General features: G+C 60.6%; 18 protein-coding genes. All 18 read right to left on the bottom strand.

What is annotated here, in order from left to right; all coding sequences use genetic code 11:
- Nucleotides 1-150: 150 nt before the first annotated feature.
- Nucleotides 151-1149, bottom strand: coding sequence for a gluconeogenesis factor YvcK family protein (locus tag CAURIM_RS06245; RefSeq protein ID WP_201829583.1), 999 nt, complete (start codon nucleotides 1147-1149; stop codon nucleotides 151-153).
- 78 nt (nucleotides 1150-1227) lie between these two features.
- Nucleotides 1228-2109: an RNase adapter RapZ gene (gene rapZ / locus CAURIM_RS06240; RefSeq protein WP_070643459.1), complete on the bottom strand. Its 882-nt coding sequence runs from the start codon at nucleotides 2107-2109 to the stop codon at nucleotides 1228-1230.
- A gap of 54 nt (nucleotides 2110-2163) precedes the next feature.
- The gene (gene uvrC / locus CAURIM_RS06235; RefSeq protein WP_201828255.1) at nucleotides 2164-4218 is read right to left on the bottom strand and encodes an excinuclease ABC subunit UvrC; all 2055 of its coding nucleotides are present in this window, start codon (nucleotides 4216-4218) and stop codon (nucleotides 2164-2166) included.
- Nucleotides 4218-4724: a PH domain-containing protein gene (locus tag CAURIM_RS06230; protein WP_236659274.1), complete on the bottom strand. Its 507-nt coding sequence runs from the start codon at nucleotides 4722-4724 to the stop codon at nucleotides 4218-4220. Before CAURIM_RS06230 ends, uvrC begins: the two co-directional genes overlap by 1 nt.
- A 202-nt stretch (nucleotides 4725-4926) precedes the next feature.
- Nucleotides 4927-5409, bottom strand: a complete 483-nt coding sequence (gene ribH, locus CAURIM_RS06225; RefSeq protein WP_201828257.1) for a 6,7-dimethyl-8-ribityllumazine synthase — start codon at nucleotides 5407-5409, stop codon at nucleotides 4927-4929.
- A gap of 49 nt (nucleotides 5410-5458) precedes the next feature.
- Nucleotides 5459-6721: a bifunctional 3,4-dihydroxy-2-butanone-4-phosphate synthase/GTP cyclohydrolase II gene (locus tag CAURIM_RS06220; RefSeq protein WP_070444907.1), complete on the bottom strand. Its 1263-nt coding sequence runs from the start codon at nucleotides 6719-6721 to the stop codon at nucleotides 5459-5461.
- An 11-nt stretch (nucleotides 6722-6732) separates the two neighbouring features.
- Nucleotides 6733-7371 carry a riboflavin synthase gene (locus CAURIM_RS06215; protein WP_201828259.1) on the bottom strand — a complete coding sequence of 213 codons (639 nt, stop codon included), beginning with the start codon at nucleotides 7369-7371 and terminating at the stop codon, nucleotides 6733-6735.
- Between the two features lie 96 nt (nucleotides 7372-7467).
- A complete protein-coding gene (ribD, locus tag CAURIM_RS06210) occupies nucleotides 7468-8496 on the bottom strand; it encodes a bifunctional diaminohydroxyphosphoribosylaminopyrimidine deaminase/5-amino-6-(5-phosphoribosylamino)uracil reductase RibD (protein WP_201828260.1) in 1029 nt (342 codons plus the stop codon).
- The gene (gene rpe / locus CAURIM_RS06205; RefSeq protein WP_070444913.1) at nucleotides 8493-9170 is read right to left on the bottom strand and encodes a ribulose-phosphate 3-epimerase; all 678 of its coding nucleotides are present in this window, start codon (nucleotides 9168-9170) and stop codon (nucleotides 8493-8495) included. Before rpe ends, ribD begins: the two co-directional genes overlap by 4 nt.
- 28 nt (nucleotides 9171-9198) lie before the next feature.
- A complete protein-coding gene (locus CAURIM_RS06200) occupies nucleotides 9199-10797 on the bottom strand; it encodes an RsmB/NOP family class I SAM-dependent RNA methyltransferase (RefSeq protein WP_201828262.1) in 1599 nt (532 codons plus the stop codon).
- Nucleotides 10794-11792 carry a methionyl-tRNA formyltransferase gene (gene fmt / locus CAURIM_RS06195; protein WP_201828264.1) on the bottom strand — a complete coding sequence of 333 codons (999 nt, stop codon included), beginning with the start codon at nucleotides 11790-11792 and terminating at the stop codon, nucleotides 10794-10796. Before fmt ends, CAURIM_RS06200 begins: the two co-directional genes overlap by 4 nt.
- A gap of 89 nt (nucleotides 11793-11881) precedes the next feature.
- Nucleotides 11882-12391, bottom strand: a complete 510-nt coding sequence (def, locus tag CAURIM_RS06190; protein ID WP_070643449.1) for a peptide deformylase — start codon at nucleotides 12389-12391, stop codon at nucleotides 11882-11884.
- A 95-nt stretch (nucleotides 12392-12486) separates the two neighbouring features.
- Nucleotides 12487-14529, bottom strand: coding sequence for a primosomal protein N' (locus tag CAURIM_RS06185; protein WP_070643446.1), 2043 nt, complete (start codon nucleotides 14527-14529; stop codon nucleotides 12487-12489).
- A gap of 11 nt (nucleotides 14530-14540) precedes the next feature.
- On the bottom strand, nucleotides 14541-15764 hold the full coding sequence (gene metK / locus CAURIM_RS06180; RefSeq protein WP_070643443.1) for a methionine adenosyltransferase: 1224 nt from the start codon (nucleotides 15762-15764) through the stop codon (nucleotides 14541-14543).
- Between the two features lie 115 nt (nucleotides 15765-15879).
- A complete protein-coding gene (gene coaBC / locus CAURIM_RS06175) occupies nucleotides 15880-17139 on the bottom strand; it encodes a bifunctional phosphopantothenoylcysteine decarboxylase/phosphopantothenate--cysteine ligase CoaBC (RefSeq protein ID WP_201829585.1) in 1260 nt (419 codons plus the stop codon).
- 163 nt (nucleotides 17140-17302) lie between these two features.
- The gene (gene rpoZ, locus CAURIM_RS06170; protein WP_010186799.1) at nucleotides 17303-17605 is read right to left on the bottom strand and encodes a DNA-directed RNA polymerase subunit omega; all 303 of its coding nucleotides are present in this window, start codon (nucleotides 17603-17605) and stop codon (nucleotides 17303-17305) included.
- 38 nt (nucleotides 17606-17643) lie between these two features.
- Nucleotides 17644-18213 (bottom strand): guanylate kinase, encoded by a 570-nt coding sequence (gmk, locus tag CAURIM_RS06165; RefSeq protein ID WP_070444933.1) that lies wholly within the window; start codon nucleotides 18211-18213, stop codon nucleotides 17644-17646.
- A gap of 8 nt (nucleotides 18214-18221) precedes the next feature.
- Nucleotides 18222-18542: an integration host factor, actinobacterial type gene (mihF, locus tag CAURIM_RS06160; protein ID WP_010186801.1), complete on the bottom strand. Its 321-nt coding sequence runs from the start codon at nucleotides 18540-18542 to the stop codon at nucleotides 18222-18224.
- Between the last annotated feature and the right edge of the window lie 173 nt (nucleotides 18543-18715).

Below are 18715 nucleotides of genomic sequence, written 5' to 3'. Positions count from 1 at the left end.
ACTCTTGATGTAACTCACCGCAGAAAGCAGCAGTGGTGCAACTGGCCCTAGAAGGGCCTTGAGCTCGTGCATACACAGTACGCACCACCGCGCCTGTGAAGCGCAGCGACGCTGCGGTGAGCGATGAATGCCACTTAGTCTATCGTGCACTTAGCCGCGGTGAGTGCCCGGGGCACCCGCTGAAGAATCGCGCTGAGCGGCATAGTCGGTATAAAGCTCAGTCAGTACCTGCGCGAGCTTGTCTGGGCAATGCTTGTTGAGAGAATGTCCGTTCTCATCGCTCTGGCACACATCGCGGAAGACCGCCGTAGCACCGAGCACGCTGGCCGCACGCTGCACGAAAACTCGCTCCGACTCATTCGGAAGACCAGAACCATCGACGATTACTTTGTCTACCCGCAGGTTTGGCGCATGCTGCGCTAAGACGTGCAGGTGGCGCTCAGCTGAAAAGCCCTGGGTCTCCCCTGGTTCCGCGGAAAGGTTAAGTACCACAACGCGAAGCGCATCCGAGGACGTAATTGCGTTGACAATCTCCGGTACGAGGACGTGTGGAAGCACCGAGCTAAACCACGATCCCGGGCCCAAGGTGATGAGGTCCGCATCGCGCAGGGCCGCGATGGTTTCCGGATTGGCCTGTGGCTTCTCCGGGATGATCCGGACGCGGCGAACCTGCCCCACGGTGGACGCCACGGCGACTTGGCCGCGGACAGAGCGCATGATGCGGGGATCGTCGTCAAGCCCGGCCACGTCCGCTTCGATATCGAGCGGCAGATTCACAGCCGGCAGCACGCGGCCCGCAGACTGCGTTAGCCGTCCCACCGCGTCAAGCGCCGCTTGGAAGTCCCCCAAGACCTCAGTGAGTCCGGCAATGAGGAGATTACCCACCGCGTGGCCGGCCATGGCGCCGGTGCTTTGGAAGCGGTACTGCAGCGTTGAGGCCCACATCTGGCCCTCCTCTGAGTCACTCGACAACGCGGCGAGCGCCATGCGCAAATCACCCGGCGGAATAATGTCCATCTCGCGGCGCAGCCGTCCGGAAGAACCGCCGTCATCAGCCACAGTGACGATGGCAGAGATCGCCTCCGCGCCGGTGCGGCGCGCAGCCAAAAGGGTTTGATAAAGACCATGGCCACCGCCCAGGCTAGCCATGTGGGTAGGGAGAGACGTCACGGAAATATTAGCTTTCGGTCATCCAAGGGTAGGGAATGATTTTTTATCTTATCGCACCTAATCCCGGGCGATGTCACGGTGCAGTGTGCTCACATCCAGATCCCCGCGCTCCCTGAGACGGCGAGCAATCTCCTCCGTAACGGCCACAGATCGGTGATGCCCACCGGTGCACCCGATGCCTACGGTAATGAAGTTCTTGCCCTCGTGCCGGTAGCCGGAAAGCATCGAGTCAAGCATGGTGATGAAGTGATCAATGAAGGGTTCAGCGGCGTCCTGGGAGAGGACGTAGTCTGCGACCGGTTCATCAGTACCGCGGTATCCCCGCAATTCAGGCACCCAATAAGGATTGGGAAGGAAGCGGACATCGACGACAAGATCTGCGTCACGCGGGGAGCCATGCTTGAAGCCGAAGGACTCTAACGTGACGTGCTGTAGCTCATGACCCATCTCGCCGAAAGAGGCCTCGATCGCGCGGCGCAGGTCGTGGACAGACAGATTGGTCGTATCAATGATGATATCCGCGCGGTCACGGATGGACTGTACTGCTGCGCGCTCGCGCTGAATGCCCGCCTTGAGGGTTTCCCCGTCTTGCAGCGGGTGCGTACGACGAACTGAATCGAAGCGGCGAATGAGCACATCATCCCGCGCGTCGAGGAAAAGCAGTGTCGGTTTCATGTCTAACTGCTCGAGTTCATCAAGAGTTTCTGCCAAGGAACCCGGGAACAAGCGGGAGCGCACATCGGTCACCGCGGCAATTTTAGAAACCGGGGATTCCGGGCTCGCGCACAACTTGAGTAGGTCAACGATTGCCTTGGGGGGAATGTTGTGGGCTACGTAATAGCCTTTATCCTCCAGCACTTTAGCCGCCGACGTCAGGCCACCGCCTGACATGCCGGTGATCAAAATGGGTGGGGAATCAAACAGCGTCATGGCTTCCATTCTTACCACCTATTCAGAGTCCTCGGTGGGAACTATCTCGAGAGCCAAGCCTTCTTATGAGGCGTGAAGATGATCAAATACTGTTTGCGCTAACTTCGGGCCGAAACCCTTGACTTCAGCAATCTCTTTCACGCTGGCTTCTTTGAGCTTCTTCACCGAGCCGAAGTGCTTGACCAGGTCCGTACGACGCTGGGGCCCCAAGCCCGGAACGGCATCAAGAACCGATGAGCGCATACGCTTCGAGCGCTGCTGGCGGTGATAGGAAATGGCGACACGGTGGGCTTCATCACGGAGGTGCTGGAGCAAGAAGAGCGCTTGCGAGTTGCGCGGCAAAATCACCGGTTCATCATCACCCGGAACCCACACTTCTTCTAGGCGCTTCGCCAGACCGATGAGGGTTACGTCCACGATGCCGAGTTCGTCGAAAACCGCCTGCGCCGCAGCCACCTGCGGTGCGCCTCCATCCACAATGAAAAGCTGCGGTGGGTAGGAGCTACGTTTGGTCTGGCTCGCCGCCTCTTCGTGCACCATCTCTTCGGCGAAGGTAGTGTTCTCCAGTTCCTCGTCCGGAACCGCTCGCTTGTCATCGTGGTGATGCTTGAAGCGGCGGCGAGTCACCTCAGCGATGGAACCGACATCGTTGGAGCGTCCATCACCCGCAGCCTCCTTGATGCGGTATCGGCGGTAATCAGACTTGCGTGGCAGGCCATCTTCGAAGACCACCAAGGAAGCCACGACATCGGTACCTTGAATGTGCGAGATATCCGTACACTCAATGCGCAGCGGCGCGGAATCCATGCCTAGCGCCTCCTGCAGCTCCTGAAGTGCTGCGGACCGGGCAGTCAGATCGCCCACGCGCTTGAGCTTGTGCTGTTTCAGCTGCTCCTTGGCATTCCTCTCGACGGTCTCCATCAGTGCGCGCTTGTCGCCGCGCTGCGGGACGCGCAAGTCAATCTGGGCGCCTCGCAACTCCTCGAGAACAATCTTGACTTCGTCAGCTTCATCTGGAAGGGCTTGGACCAGAATCTCGCGAGGAATGGCGTTACCCTGCCGTGTGTCGGCATGGGATTCTTGGTCCACTCCCCTGCGCTCCAACTTGGCGTCCTCGGCAGCCTCTTGGCGCTGACGCTCGACGGCATCCGAATAGAACTGGATGAGGAAGTTCTGGATCAGTGCCGGCAGACCCGGATCTGCTTGGCCCTCCTCCACCACGTCTGTCGTTGCCTGATCACCAGAGCGCTCGACCACCCAACCACGCTGACCGCGGATGCGGCCCGAACGCACGTGGAAAATCTGCACCGCCGCTTCAAGTTCATCGGAGCTAAACGCGATGAGGTCTGCATCCGTTCCATCGGACAGAACCACGGCTTGCTGCTCCATCAATTTGTCTATCGCGCTGAGGTCATCGCGCAGGCGTGCTGCCAACTCGAACTCTAGGTTCTCCGCCGCCTCCTCCATGCGCTGAGTTATCCTCTTGCGCACCGGAGCGGTATTGCCATTCATGAAGCTGATGAGCTGGTTGACCGTCTCGCGGTGTTCCTCGGGGCTGACGCGGCCAATGCAGGGAGCATCGCACTTGCCGATGTAGCCCAAAAGACACGGCCGTCCTAAGCGCTCGTGACGGTTATACACACCCTTGGCGCACGTGCGCATGGGAAAGATTCGAGTCAGAAGATCGAGGGATTCGCGCACCGCCCAGGCATGGGAATAAGGGCCGAAATAACGCACTCCTTTGCGGCGTGGGCCGCGATAGAAGAACGCACGCGGGACGGTCTCCCCCACAGATACCGCGAGCATAGGGTAGGTTTTATCGTCGCGGTACATGACGTTGAAACGTGGATCGAAGCGCTTGATCCACGTGTACTCCAGCTGCAGTGCTTCCACCTCGCTGGCCACCACAGTCCATTCGACTGAGGCCGCAGTCAGAACCATCTGGCGGGTTCGCGGGTGCAGTTGGGTGATGTCCTGGAAGTAGTTTGATAGCCGCGCGCGCAGGTTCTTCGCCTTGCCCACATAGATGACGCGGCGGTTCTCATCGCGGAACTTATAAACGCCCGGATCCGTGGGGATGCTTCCGGGCGCGGGGCGGTACTCAGAGGGATCAGCCACTAGTCATCCTGCGGCATGTAGCGGGCTTCCAGGTCACGGAAAGAGCGGACCTTGGTGATGACGTTCTGCTTATCACCTGACTGCAGGGCCCACACCGGCACGTATTCGAAGTCAGGCAGCTCAATACGCGCCATGCGTGATCCCTCAGGGAAAGATAGGCCGTAGATGACCTGCCACGGGTAGAAGCGGGTTCCTAGAATGTTGCGGATCTCTACCCCATCAGAGTTCGCGCGGAGTCGCGGCCGAGTCAATGCCAACCACGACAGGATCGAAATCACCACGCCCACCCCGGGGAAAGCGAACTTATCAATAGTCGTCACCGTTGCGCCGGTAAAAGACAAGCCCACAGTGAAGCCCATAAATAAGTGCGCTGCCATGACGAGGATGATCCAGATGATCGCCACCTTGCGCAGGTAAGGCGACGTCGCTTCATATTCCCAAGGCTTGGATGAGGTCTGGGCAAAAGGATCAGCGCTGGTATAGGCCAACAACTGCTCCTCGCTCATGCGCGGTGCGCCCCCCGCAGAGCTCGATGCGGCTGGCCGCAAGGATTGCGAGGACGAATTGGCGTGAGCTGACTGTTCCCGCTCTTCATGGCCCAAGGGCACCTGTGGGTCCGTCATCGAGTTTTCCATCTCCTCATCACTCCGCTGAGGCAGGCCACGGCTCTGTGCTGATATGCAGGGCGCCGTGGTTGCGCGTGGCAGCCTACTTTAGGTTTGACTCGTCCAGTGTACGCAAGGTGTGCACGGTTTCTAAAGCTGCCTGCATGGCCTCTGCACCTTTATCTTCCGCGGAGTCTGCAAAGCCAGCGCGATCAACTGCTTGATCATAGTCGTTGACGGTGAGCACACCATTAGTCACCGGAGTGGATTCATCGAGCGCGATGCGGGTCAGCCCCTGGGTGACGGAATCACACACATAATCAAAGTGCGGAGTACCGCCACGGACAACACAGCCCAGTGCCACCACGGCGTCATGCGTGCGCGCCGCGGCCTGGACCACTACGGGGAGCTCCAAAGCGCCCACAACGCGCAGCGGGGTCACAACGGCACCGGCTGCTTCAGCGGTCTCCAGTGCGCGACGATGCAGCTGATCACAAATCTCGGCGTTCCACGTGGCGGTGACAACCGCGACGCGGAGTCCTTCACCCGAGACATTCTTCGGGGTTGGCAAGCCTTCCTTGCTCATTGGGTGCTCCTTTGTTTTAGTTTTCAGCTCGATTTTCCGGCTTAATGCCTTACGAGTGCTTCTGGTCCCATTCAGCGACCTGTGGCAGATCATGCCCCATCCGGTCGCGCTTCGTGCGCAGATAGCTGATGTTCTCCGCCGTCGCGGGGGTAGCCAACGCGGTGCGTGCGGTGGCATCAATGCCAAAGCCCTGTAGACCCTCGCCCTTGTGCGGGTTATTGGTCAAGAGGTTCACGGACTTCACGCCTACATCCCGCAGGATTTGGCCGGCCACGGAATACTCGCGGGCATCTTCGGGCAGGCCCTGTTCCACGTTGGCATCAACGGTGTCCATTCCCTTGTCCTGCAGGCGATAGGCTTTGAGTTTATTCACTAAACCGATGCCGCGGCCTTCCTGTCCGCGCAGGTAGATGACGATCCCGCGTCCTGCTTCTTGCACCGCACGAAGGGATTCCTGCAGCTGCGGCCCACAGTCACAGCGCTGAGAGGCAAAGACGTCCCCTGTAAGGCACTCAGAGTGGACACGAACGGGCACATCCTCCGCACCGCTATAACTCTCCACGTCACCGACGAAGAGGGCGATGTGCTCGCGCTTGTCGACGTCACTCGAATAGCCCACCGCGCGGAACTCGCCGTACTCGGTGGGCAGGCGGGTTTCTACCTCGCGGCGGACCTGTTGTTCGTTGTGACGACGCCACTCGATGAGCTGCTCGATGGAAATCATCGTCAGCCCGTGAGCGTCGGCAAAGCGACGCAGCTCCGGCGAGCGGGCCATGTCCGTGGGGTCCTCTTCGGAGACGATTTCACACAGCACGCCGGCAGGGCGCAGACCGGCCAGCCGGGCCAGGTCGATGGCAGCTTCCGTATGCCCATCGCGTTCGAGCACACCATTCGGGCGGGCAGCGAGCGGGACCACGTGGCCAGGGCGTGTGAACTCCGACGGTTCAGAGGAAGGATCAGCCAAGCGCCGAATGGTGTCGCAGCGCGAGGTGGCGGAGATACCCGTCGAGCCGTTAGCCAAGTCCACCGTCACGGTGTAGGCGGTCTGGCGCACGTCCTGGTTCACCGCCAGCATTGGAGGTAGGTTCAACCGCTCACAGTCTTCCGGGAGCAGCGGCGCGCAAATGTAGCCGGAGCTATAGCGCACCATAAAGGCCACAAGCTCCGGGGTGGCGAGCTCAGCGGCGAAGATGAGGTCGCCTTCGTTCTCACGGTCCTCATTATCTATGACGACGACTGCCTTGCCGGCCGCGATGTCGGCGATGGCTTGGTCGACGCTATCTAAACTAAAAGCTGAATCTGCAGCGCTCATAAGGACTAACTCTATCCCTCTGTTCCCGCGCCGTGGGCGTTAGGGTGAACCATTTTCTCCACATACTTGGCAACCACGTCTACCTCGAGATTTACTCGGGCGCCTGGCTTCATGGAACCAAAGACGGTATCGCGCAGGGTGGTGGGAATGAGTGAGACTTCAAAGAAGGCTTCCGCACCGGGCTCTTCCTGCCCATCTGACAAGGCCGATACCGTCAGGGAGGTCCCCTGCACCGCGATGGAGCCCTTTTCCACCACGTAGCGCGCCAGCTCAGCCGGCAGACTAAAGCGCAATACCTCCCAGTGCTCTGAAGGCGTGCGGGACAGCAAGGTCCCGGTGCCATCGACGTGCCCCTGCACAATATGGCCGCCCAAACGCGTCGTCGGGAGCACCGCACGCTCGAGGTTAACCGGCGAGCCCTCCGCGAGCTCGCCGAGAGAGCTACGGTTTAAGGATTCCTTCATGACATCGGCGATGAAGGTCCCTTCTCCTAACTCAGCCACGGTCAGGCACACGCCGTTGACCGCGATGGAATCACCTAGCTGCGCGTCACTCAATACTGTAGATGCCGCAATACCCAACCGCACGGCATCACCCTGCGGTTCGACGCTATCGACGTGACCGATCTCCTCAACGAGTCCGGTAAACATAGACCGCACTTCCCTTTCTTTTTAACACTCTAAATCTTCTAGTCCTTGAATCTTCTACCCATTGAAAGCTTGCCAGCTTTCAATGTTTCCCAGCTTTCAAAGCTTTTCATCCTTGCGATATTCCACAAGCAGGTCCTCGCCGAGCTCGGTAACCGCGCAACGCCGCCATCTTTGGGCGCGGGCCAAGTTCGACGACACAGCACTGGTGAGAACACCCCTGCCTTCACCGAGGATGACATTTCCTATATAAGCCTGGATCCGGTCGACACAACCTAGCTCCATGAAGCTTGTTGCGAGCCCCGCGCCGCCTTCGACGAGAATATCTCGGGCACCCGTGGCATATAGCTCATCTAGGGCCTCCTGTGGAGAGGCATAGTGCTCAAAACCTAGTCTCTCAAGGTTGGTTTGTCCTCCTTGAGACACATCCCGGGAGCCGATGACAACACGCCGCGGTTGCTGCGGGCGCAAGGAACCATCCGCACAGCGCGCCGTCAAAGACGGGTTATCCGCTAAGGCTGTGCCAGTTCCGATAAGGATGGCATCGCGCTGAGCTCGGTCACGGTGCACATGCTCGCGGGCCTGCTCCCCCGTGATCCACTGGCTGCTGCCATCCACTGCGGCGGTGAAACCATCCAGGCTCTGTGCGAACTTCAACGTGACGTGCGGGCGACCGAGTGCAACGGCGCACAGCCACGGCTCCAGCGCATCTGCTCCTTCTGCCGGTTCCGAGAGCTGTCCCACGGTGATGCCGGCGCGACGCAGAGTGGTTGACCCTCCCCCAGCTTGCGGGGTGGGGTCCGGGTGGAGGTAGTAGACAGCGGATACGGAGGCATCGATAAGCGCCTGCGCGCAGGGACCAGTACGGCCCGTGTGATTGCAGGGCTCCAAGGTGACCACCGCGGTTCCACCGCGTGCCTTGTCCCCCGCATCGCGCAGCGCCATGACTTCAGCATGCGGTCCGCCCGGGGGCTGGGTTGCGCCGACGCCAACCACCTGCCCAGCGGAATCAAGGATGACTGCTCCCACCGGTGGGTTTGGGCTCGTTGTACCGCGCACCTGCTCGCCGGCCTCCATGGCTAGGCGCAACGCTTGCGCAAGGACAGCAGAATCGTGACGTGGGTTCACAGCGTAGCCAGTCGGCGCAGCTCCTCGATGGCCGCCGCCTTATCCGCCTGCTTGTAAATGGCTGATCCCGCCACGAAGGCATCGCAGCCCGCCTCGGCGGCGGAGCGGATCGTCTCGGCAGAAATGCCGCCATCGATTTCGATGAGGACGTCGAGGCCGCGCTCGTCAATGGCCGCACGCAAGGTGCGAACCTTGTCCAACTGATCCGGCATGAAGCTCTGACCACCAAAGCCGGGCTCAACAGACATGACGAGAACCTCGTCGAAGTGCTCCAAGGCATCCAGCCAGGGCTCAATCGGGGTGCCTGGCTTGATGGAGAAGCCCGCGCGCACCCCTAGGTCACGGATCTTGCGGGCCAAGGCGATGGCCGCTTCCTTATCGGCCACGGCCTCGACGTGGAAGATGATGCAATCAGCCCCGGCCTTGGCGTAGGTTTCCACCCACTTCTCCGGCTCCTCGATCATGAGGTGAACGTCGAGGGTCTGCGAGGTAATCCCGTCCACCGTCGCCGTAATATCCGGGCCGAAGGACAAGTTGGGCACAAAGTGACCATCCATGATGTCAACGTGGATCCAATCCGCGTTGGCCACGGCCTGAACCTCCTCACCCAAGCGGGTGAAATCAGCGGCCAGAATGGATGGGGAAATGATGGGACCAGACGAGTGTGCAGACATGACACTCAGCCTAGTCCCTCACGGGGCGCTAGTCCGCTACTCGGCGGAGGACGGCGAAAAACATTGCATCTGTTCCGTGGCGGTGCGGCCACATTTGGGCGGAGAGCTCGCTGCCGAGGTCTCCCATTTCCGGCAGCACCTCCCGCGCATCCAGCTCCTCGATACGCGCCTCTGTCCCAGCTCCATGGCGCTCCAAGGCCGCATCCACAATGCCTCGGGTCTCTCGCAGATCGGGCGAGCAGGTGGAGTACACCACAACACCACCGGGACGAACGAGCTCTAATGCGGATTCGAGGAGCTCGCTCTGGAGTTTGTTGAGCTCCGCAATATCGGACTCGGCCTTGCGCCAGCGAGCCTCTGGGCGGCGACGGAGCGCACCCAGGCCGGAACAGGGGGCGTCGACAAGCACGCGGTCGAAGCCTGCACCGAGACCCGGCGCACGACCATCCGCCCGATGCACGCGGACAGGTAGGTCTCCCACGGTCTTTTCCACCAAGGTAGCGCGGTGCGGAGAGACTTCTACGGCATCGACTTCCGCCCCCTCAATGCGGGCGATGGCACCCATCAAGGCAGCCTTGCCACCGGGGCCCGCACACAGGTCCAACCAGCGTCCGGTGTCGTCGCCGATGAGTTCAGCTTCCGTCACTGCGCGTGCGATCAGCTGTGATCCTTCGTCCTGGACCGCTGCCAACTTCTGACGGACGGGCTCTAGCGAGCCCGGGTCACCCTGCTCAAGATACACCGCATAAGGCGAATAACGCCCTTCCTCACAACCGGTAATGAGCGCAAGCTCTTCCGCAGAGATTTCGCCGGGCCGCGCTACCAAATGCACCAGAGGCCGCTCAGAATCCGCTTCGAGTGCGCGTTCCAACTCCGCTGTCTGTTCGGCGTTGAGCTTGCTCTCACCAGCGGCGTCCAGCAGGCCCAAGGCGCGTCCGAAAGAGCGGGCAATCCACTCCGGGTGGGCATGGCGGAAGGCCACAGCCGCGACCTCTTCCTTTGGAGCAAGCTTGTCTAGCCACCCTTGCGCAGGTGTGCGGGTGATGGTGCGCATAATGCCGTTGGCAAAGCCCTTGGCCTTTTCGTGGCCAGCTGCCTCCACGAGGCGGACGGTGGTATCGACCGCAGCATGCGCTTCAACGCGGGTGTACAGCACTTGGTAGGTGCCCATTCGCAAGGCGGTGAGAACGTCAGGTGCAATGGCCTCTAGGCCGCGCGAAGCACACTCGGCAATAACCGCATCAAGCACGCCTTCGCTGCGCAGCGTGCCGTAGGTGAGTTCCGTAGAGAAGGCTGCATCACGGCCGCTAAGGTTGTTCGCACTTACTACCTTTGGCAGCGTGAGGTTGGCAAAAGCATCGTCGGCCTCCACACGCTGCAACACCTCGAAAGCCACCGCGCGTGGGACATCGACTCCGCAGCGCCGCGCTGCGGACATGAAGGACGCTGGCTGTCGGTCTCGGCGGCTGTGCTGGCGCTGTCCGCCTCGATTCTCTCGCTTTCCTTTAGTCTGGCGGTTAGTACCGCCACGTGCGGTTCTGCGTCCACCGCTGCGTTGCTGTTCGGCGCGCTCGGTGCGAGCTGCCGGATCACCGGACTTGCTGCGGGATCGGAAACCTCCACTCATGAAAACTTCACCTCATCCTGGCCGCCCTCTGCTGCTTGGGAAGCCTGGCTAGAAAGCCCGCGGCCCCAGTCGGCGGCATTCATCATCTTTTTGCCGGGCGGTTGGATCTGGCCTAGGCGCACCGGGGCGCTTCCGGTACCGACCATTACCTCCTTCTTCGCCACGTGTACTTCGCCCGGTTGCAGCGAAGTCAACGCGGTAGTGTCTGGCAACTCCTCTAGTTCTGCTGGCTCCACGACGCTGACCGGGCCTACCTTTAAGCGCGACTCCCCCAATAGGGTCCACGCGCCCGGCCCTGGAGTATGCGCACGGATATGGCGATCGACAACATCGGCCTGCGCGGTCCAATCGATTCGGGCGTCTTCCGTGGAAATCTTGTGCGCGTAGGTGACCTCACCCGCCTGCGGCTGCGGGGTGATGCTGCCATCTTCCAAACCATTCATCGTCTCGACGAGCAGATCACCGCCGGCATACGCCAAGCGCGTCAGCAGGTCATCCGCGGTATCAGTGGGCCGGATTGTCTCTTCCATGGTGGCCAAGATATCCCCGGTGTCCAGGCCTCGATCAATACGGAAAGTTGTAGCACCCGTTCGCTCATCTCCCGCAGCAATAGCAGCCTGCACTGGGGCAGCGCCACGCCACGCTGGGAGAAGGGAAAAGTGCAGGTTGACCCAGCCGTGCTTGGGAAGGCTCAAGAGGTCCTCGGTGATCAGGTTTCCGTAGGCGACCACTGGAATGGCCTCGGGGGCGATCTCTGCTAGCCGTGCACGCAATGCATCGCCGTCCTCGGTGCCCTGCTTGAGGGTGGTCGGCGTGAGCACCTCGATGCCGTGTTCCTCAGCTAGGACTTTCACGGGGCTCGGATGCACGCTGCGTCCGCGACCACGGCGGGCGTCGGGCCGAGTGATGACTGCAGCTACCTCATGATGGGACTCGATAAGCTTCTGCAAAGCCACAACAGCGGGCTCGGGGGTTCCGGCGAAAATAATGCGCACTGTGAAGGCAGGCCTTTCTTAGTTCACGTTGTTGGGGTTCTAATTTTTAATCGATGTGGGGCCGCGCTGGCGTCAGAGCGTGCGCGCGGCTATGAGTTAAACCACTCCGCTTGGCGGATGGTCTTCATAGATTCCTTGCGCAGTTCGTCGCTCAGGCGCTGGAGGAACAAGACACCATCCAGGTGATCTGTTTCGTGCTGTATGCAACGCGCCATAAGCCCCGAAGCCAGCATCGATACAGGTCGGCCCTGCGGGTCGTAGCCGCGCAGACGCACCGTGGAGAATCTTTCGGTGGGCTGCGAAATACCTGGGATGGACAGGCAGCCCTCAGTTCCTAACTGCATGTCCTCCCCTACCGCTTCCCACTCTGGGTTGATTACCGCACCGCGCAGGCCGCTTTGAAAGTGTGAGCAATCGAAGACGAAGATGCGCTTGGTCACACCAATCTGGTTGGCGGCTAATCCGACTCCCCCAGCATCTTCCATGGTTTCCAGCATGTCCTGGGCCAAGCGTTCCAGTGACGGCCCGAACTCGGTGATTTCCTCGGCACGGGTGGTCAGGACCGGATCGCCATAAAGGCGAACCTCGCGCACAGTCATAGTGGTACTCCTCGAGGGCTAAACAGTGTGTAGGCTACCGAGAATAGTTCACCTCCAGCAGCGCGCGCCCGCCAGGGGTGAAAAGAACGCAGCCCTTAACCGATGTTGATTGGGTCCACGGTGATGCGCAGTGGCAACACATCCTTGCGTGCACTGCGCACGGAATTAGCCTTTCTCAAAGCCTGACCGAGCTCTGAACGCGGACCTAGTGGGGTACGAATCAATAGCCGCTGCGGCTCACCGCCGCGCTCATGGTCATAGTCACCTGGCAGGCTCACTCCCGGCGGCAACGGGACGGGCCCGAGAAGCTCCGCATGTTCCGGCAGTTCCGCCAACTCCAAAAACGCATCGAGGGAAGCATCGGCGCCATCGACGGCCGCCATATGCACAGCAGGTGGAAAGCGTACCTCGCGGCGTGCCTGCAATTCCGCTGCTGCAGCTCCCACCATGTCCCAGCGGCTCAAGAAGCCCACGAGTGGCAGTTGCTCATCGGCGGCAACGATCACCGCACCGCCGTCGCGTGCCGGCGCGACGAGAGTCGCAGCAGCCGCCCACTTGGCCAAAGTGTCCTCCGTGGCTCGCAGATCCTGGCGGCCCAGCAGCGCCCCGGTTTCCACCAAGAGGGCGGCGCCGTAGTGCCCACCCTCCGCGATGCGCGGTTCCGCGCCCGGTGTAGCGATAACCAGCGAGGGACCCGTAGGGATCTCATCGAGGACTGTGGAGCCGCCCGACTGAATCACCCTGGTATTGGGAAAAGCGCGGCCCATCTCTTCCGCCGTGCGTTCGGAACCCAGCACGATGGCGCGCAGCCGCGGCGAGCCGCAGTCGGAGCACCGATAATGAGCGTCAACGCGCCCACACCACCGGCACGTCGGCAGCGCAGCCGAATCTGTCGATTCATCCCTCGAAGCACCAGCGGAAGGCAGACCCAAGGGGCCATTGCAATGACGGCAACGCGCCGGGGACGCGCAGTGCCCACAAGCCAAAATCGGCGCATAACCCTTACGCGGGACCTGTACGAGAACAGGCTCACCGCGGTCGAGCGCCGCACGTGTGGCCTGAAATGCCGGGCCGCTGACAGCCGTCGTCCCGCCCTGCATGTGGCGGGCCAGATTAATCCCGTACGCACCCACCGCAAGGATGTTGGGGCGTCTCTTCTCCAGCGCTGTGTCGCTAGGTAAAAGATCGTGGGCCCACCCCGATTCAACAAGCAACTGGGCTTCTGCGGTGCGCGCATGGCCGGCGAGGACAAGGCTGCAGCCTTCCTGTGCCGAGCGGGTGCTAAGCACCTCCCTCGAATGGGCATAGGGCTTGAGGTTATCCACCAAATTATCGTCGCCGTCATTGAGGACAACGGCCAGCTTGAGGCCCTTGACTGGGGCAAAGGCTGCGGAGCGAGTACCGATGACGATCCGTGCTTGACCAGTTAAGGCGGAAAGATAGCGACGATAACGGGCCTGGGGCCCAGTACTGTGCGCGAGGACAGTGATTTGTTTGGCAGAAACGTGACGGCGAAACGCCGCCTCTAGGCAATTCAAGTCACGCTGATCGGGGACGACCATGAGCACGCCCCCGCCCTGCAGGGCCACGCTGGTTCCAAGGGCTGCCAAAGCACCGGCCCAGTCTTCCCCGGGTGCTATCTGCCAGGCTGCCCGGGCAATGTGCCCGGACAAGATCGAATCTACGAAGGACTCCCCGTGCTGGTAGCCCGACCACGCGGAAAGATCCGGATACTCGGCAGTGCCAAGTTCCTCCCACGGCGTATCCACGTCTGCTTCTTCGGCCTTGGCGTGGCGCGCCGGGATCGCGGTGCGAATGATGTCGGAGCGCACGCCGCCATAACGAGCCGCGAGGGATTCGATGAGCGCTGACATTGTCGGGGTGTACACCGCATAAGGAGAAATGACGCGATCAATATAACGAAGCGAACCCGCATAGTCGGAATCGCTAGCCCGCGACAACAAGATGGCGTCAACCAGACGACCATTGAAGCGGATGCGCACCCGCACTCCGGGCTGAGCAGCCTGTGAATCCGATTCATCAATGAGGTAGTCGAATTCTCGGTCCAAGTGGGCCACCCCTAACAAAGGCAACACCCGCGCGACCGGTTGTTGGGCGGCGGGTGTCTTCTTGGGCATAGGGCCCGATTCTACAGGCCGGCGGCGCGACGCAGGCCGTCGGCTCGCGAGGTGTCCTCCCACGGCAGATCGACATCGGTACGCCCGAAGTGTCCATAGGCTGCAGTCTGACGATAGATTGGACGCTGCAGGTCGAGCTCGCGAATAATCGCGGCCGGGCGCAGGTCGAAGACCTTATTCACCGCTGCCTGAATGTCAGCGTCGCTCAAGCCCTCGTGGGCAGTGCCGAAGGTCTCCACATACAGACCGACCGGCTTTGCACGTCCAATGGCGTAGGCAACCTGCACCTCGGCACGGTCAGCCAGGCCAGCGGCCACGATATTCTTAGCCACCCAGCGCATAGCATAAGCCGCGGAACGGTCCACCTTGCTTGGGTCCTTACCGGAGAACGCACCGCCACCGTGGCGGGCCATGCCACCGTAGGTGTCCACGATGATCTTGCGGCCGGTCAAGCCCGCATCACCCATGGGCCCGCCCAGAATGAAGGAGCCGGATGGGTTGATGAGAAGCTCAGTATCTTCGGTGTAGTACTGGCCCAAGTCAGCATCGTTCACGACCCACTCAACGACATGGGTGCGAAGTTGCTCGGCCAACCACTCCTGGGTCACATCCGGATCATGCTGCGTGGAGATCACGACCGTCTCCAAGCGCGTCGGCACATCATTTTCGTCGTAAGCGAAGGTGACCTGAGTCTTTCCGTCGGGACGGAGCGAAGGCACGATACCTTCCTTGCGGACGTGGGTAAGACGGCGCGAAAGGTGGTGGGCCGTCGAAATCGGCAGCGGCATAAACTCTGGAGTTTCATTCGTTGCGTAGCCAAACATGAGGCCCTGATCACCAGCGCCATACTGGTCATCATCCTCAAACGTCCCCGAACGCACCTCTGTGGAGGCGTCGACGCCGGCCCCGATCTCCTGGGACTGTTCACCAATGGCCACGTTGACGCCACAGGTGTGGCCATCAAAGCCCACATCGGAAGAGGTAAAACCGATCTCTACAAGGGTCTTGCGGACGATCTGCGGGATTTCAACATAACCGGAGGTGCGCACCTCGCCCACGACGTGGACTTGGCCCGTCGTCACGAGAGTCTCCACAGCGACGTGGGCGTCAGGATCTTCCTCCAGGAGGGCGTCAAGAATGGCGTCTGAGATCGCGTCACAAATCTTATCCGGATGACCTTCTGTCACGGATTCGCTAGTAAAAAGGCGCACCGCCTGAGCAGCTTTATCAGTCACAAATCTTCCTTAAACTAATTCCGCGCGCCGTGGGCAGGACTTCGCCTCACCCACGCCTCGGCTGTTAACACCGCCCCATCGTAGACCAAGCGGTCTACAACTGCAAGAACGAGCGCTACTTTTCCAACATTTCATTCACCACATCAAGAATCTGTGCGGCCACAACTTGCTTTGAGCCCGGGGCAACCACCACTGGGTCGGAAGAGCGACGAAGGATCCACCCGGCACTCGTGGCTTGGCCAAAGACCTTGCCCTCTCCGACCTCATTAGCCATGAGCACATCGCAGCCCTTCTTCACAAACTTCTGGTGGGCATACTCGAGCACGCTAGTAGTCTCATCACCAGTCTCCGCAGCAAAGCCAACGATGATTGCCTCGCGCTTAACTTCACCATTCTCACGCCGCTGCACCAGACCCTTGAGTATGTCCGGGTTCTCCACGAGCTCAAGGCTGGCCAAGTCCTCGTCTGCTGCGCCCTTCTTCATCTTCGAATCCGCCACGGACGCGGGACGGTAGTCGGCAACAGCCGCGGCCATGATAATGATGTCGGCATCGGCAGCTTCGCTATTCATCGCCTCCTGCATATCCCGCGTCGATGTCACGCGCACCACGGAAGCGCCTGCAGGGATGGGAAGCGCTTCAGTGTTTCCAGCAACAATAGTGACATCCGCCCCGCGTTGCGCAGCGATCTCCGCCAAGGCAAAACCCTGGCGTCCAGAAGAACGGTTGCCAAGGTACCGCACTGGATCGAGGTTCTCTTGGGTACCTCCGGCAGAGATCACAACCTTCCGGCCCTGCCAATCATGCTTCACGCGATGCCCCGCGATAATCGTACGAGCAAACTCCGCTATCTGCTCTGGATCCGGCAGGCGGCCAGCACCCGTATCGGTGCCGGTGAGTCGGCCATGCGCCGGCTCCATCACGGTGATACCGCGCCGGCGGAGCGTTGCCACATTGTCCTGGGTTGCCGGGTTCAGCCACATCTCCGTGTGCATGGCGGGGGCAATGATGACGGGGCACGTAGCAACCAGCACGGAAGCGCTCAAAAGATCATCGGCGCGGCCACAGGCCAACCGGGCGATAAGATCCGCGGTGGCAGGAGCGATGACGACTGCATCAGCCTGCTGCCCCAAGGAAACGTGTTGGACCTCATCCACGGCATCAAAGACGGTTGTGGAGACCGGGTGTCCTGACAAAGCTTCGAAGGTGGCCGCCCCAACGAAGTTCAATGCGGCCTCCGTGGGAACGACGCGGACATCATCGCCCTGTTCTTTAAAATCCCGAATAAGGTGACACGCCTTATAGGCAGCAATGCCGCCTGCCACGCCGATAAGGATTCGGCGGCCCCCTGCGGGCTTGGTCGACGCAGGTCTCAACTCTGAACTATCTGGGGTTTTCTGTACGTCCTTCACTCGGCCGATAGTACCCAAGACACAGCAAACCCACCGAAGCGCCTAGAGAGACACTTGGGTGGGTTTAGATTCAGAATGGCGCTAAGGCACTTTAAGAAGCTGCCTTTTTGACTTCACGATGAGCAGGCTAGTTGCCTTCCTCGTGGTCCAGCAGGCCAGCGTCAATCTCGCGGAGGGCGATGGACAGCGGCTTCTCACCCGGTTCCGGGGTTACCAGTGGTCCGACGAACTCGAAGACGCCTTCATCCTGTTCCTGGTAATAGCTGTTGATCTGGCGTGCGCGCTTCGCAGCGAAAATCACCAGAGCGTACTTGGACGAGACCTTGCCCAGCAGTTCATCAATCGGCGGATCGGTAATACCCGTCGGCGGATCGAATACTGGCTCCGGCTTCACGGCCTCAGAATTGGCAGGTGTGGTCACGTTGGTCACATGCACCTTTACTGTTGGTAGATGGTCAAAATCGTGGTCTATCCACGCAGGATAGCACTAATTGCAGCAACGGCCTCATCGAGATCTTCATTCACAACGATGTGGTCGAATTCCTTTTGCGCGGCAAGTTCCGTCTCTGCAGTATGCAGTCTGCGGTCAATGACATCCTGCGGTTCGGTCCCGCGCCCAGTTAGGCGCTCAACCAGAACTTCCCAGGACGGTGGGGCGAGAAACACGGTTTCCGCCTCCGGCATCGCCGCCTTCACGTTGCGGGCGCCTGCAAGATCAACCTCCACCAACACCGGACGGCCGGCCACCATCGCTTCCTGCACCGGCTGAGCCGGCGTCCCGGAGCGCTGCAAACCACCGTGGATCTCAGCCCATTCGAGCATGTCACCGGCGTCAATGTGTTCTTGGAAAGCCTCCGGGGAGACAAAGAAGTAATCCACCCCATCAGTCTCGCCGGGGCGGGGTTGGCGCGTCGTCATTGAGACGCTGAAGTAGAGGTTGTCAACATCATCACGCAGGCGCGAAACCACAGTGGACTTACCCACAGCGGACGGCCCGGCCAGAACGACCAGGCGCCCGCGTGCAGTTTCGTCAGCCATTGTGCTAATTACTCGCCGTAGCCGAAACGCTCGAGCAGGGCGCGGCGCTGACGGTCACCCAGGCCGCGCAGGCGACGGGTCTGAGCAATCTCCAGGTCCTCCATGATTTCCTTGGCCTTGACCTTGCCAACCTTCGGCAGAGCCTCGAGGAGAGCGGAGACCTTGGTCTTGCCGATGATCTCGTCGGTCTCGGCCTTCTCCAGAACTTCCTGCAGGTTGGTCTCGCCGCGCTTCAACGCCGCCTTGAGCTCAGCGCGAGCCTTGCGGGCCTCAGCGGCCTTTGCGAGAGCTTCTTTGCGCTGCTCATCTGTCAACTTGGGAAGGGCCACGGGTTTCCTCCGATTTCATTAGTACGAACATTGTCATCTGATGGCTAGCACCAGAATCTCGGCTCACGGTGGGAAGATTTCCCCAGCGCGGGATAGCTTTTGCTACCTCCACGAACCGACTTCTGGCAATCCTAGCACTGGTCTGTACGCGGTGACGCAACGCGGCCCCTTTC

It is taken from the genome of Corynebacterium aurimucosum (assembly GCF_030408555.1).
In the GTDB taxonomy this organism is placed as follows: domain Bacteria; phylum Actinomycetota; class Actinomycetes; order Mycobacteriales; family Mycobacteriaceae; genus Corynebacterium; species Corynebacterium aurimucosum.
Note: the sequence above shows the minus strand (reverse complement) of the source record. Positions and strands in the feature narration are given on the sequence as shown.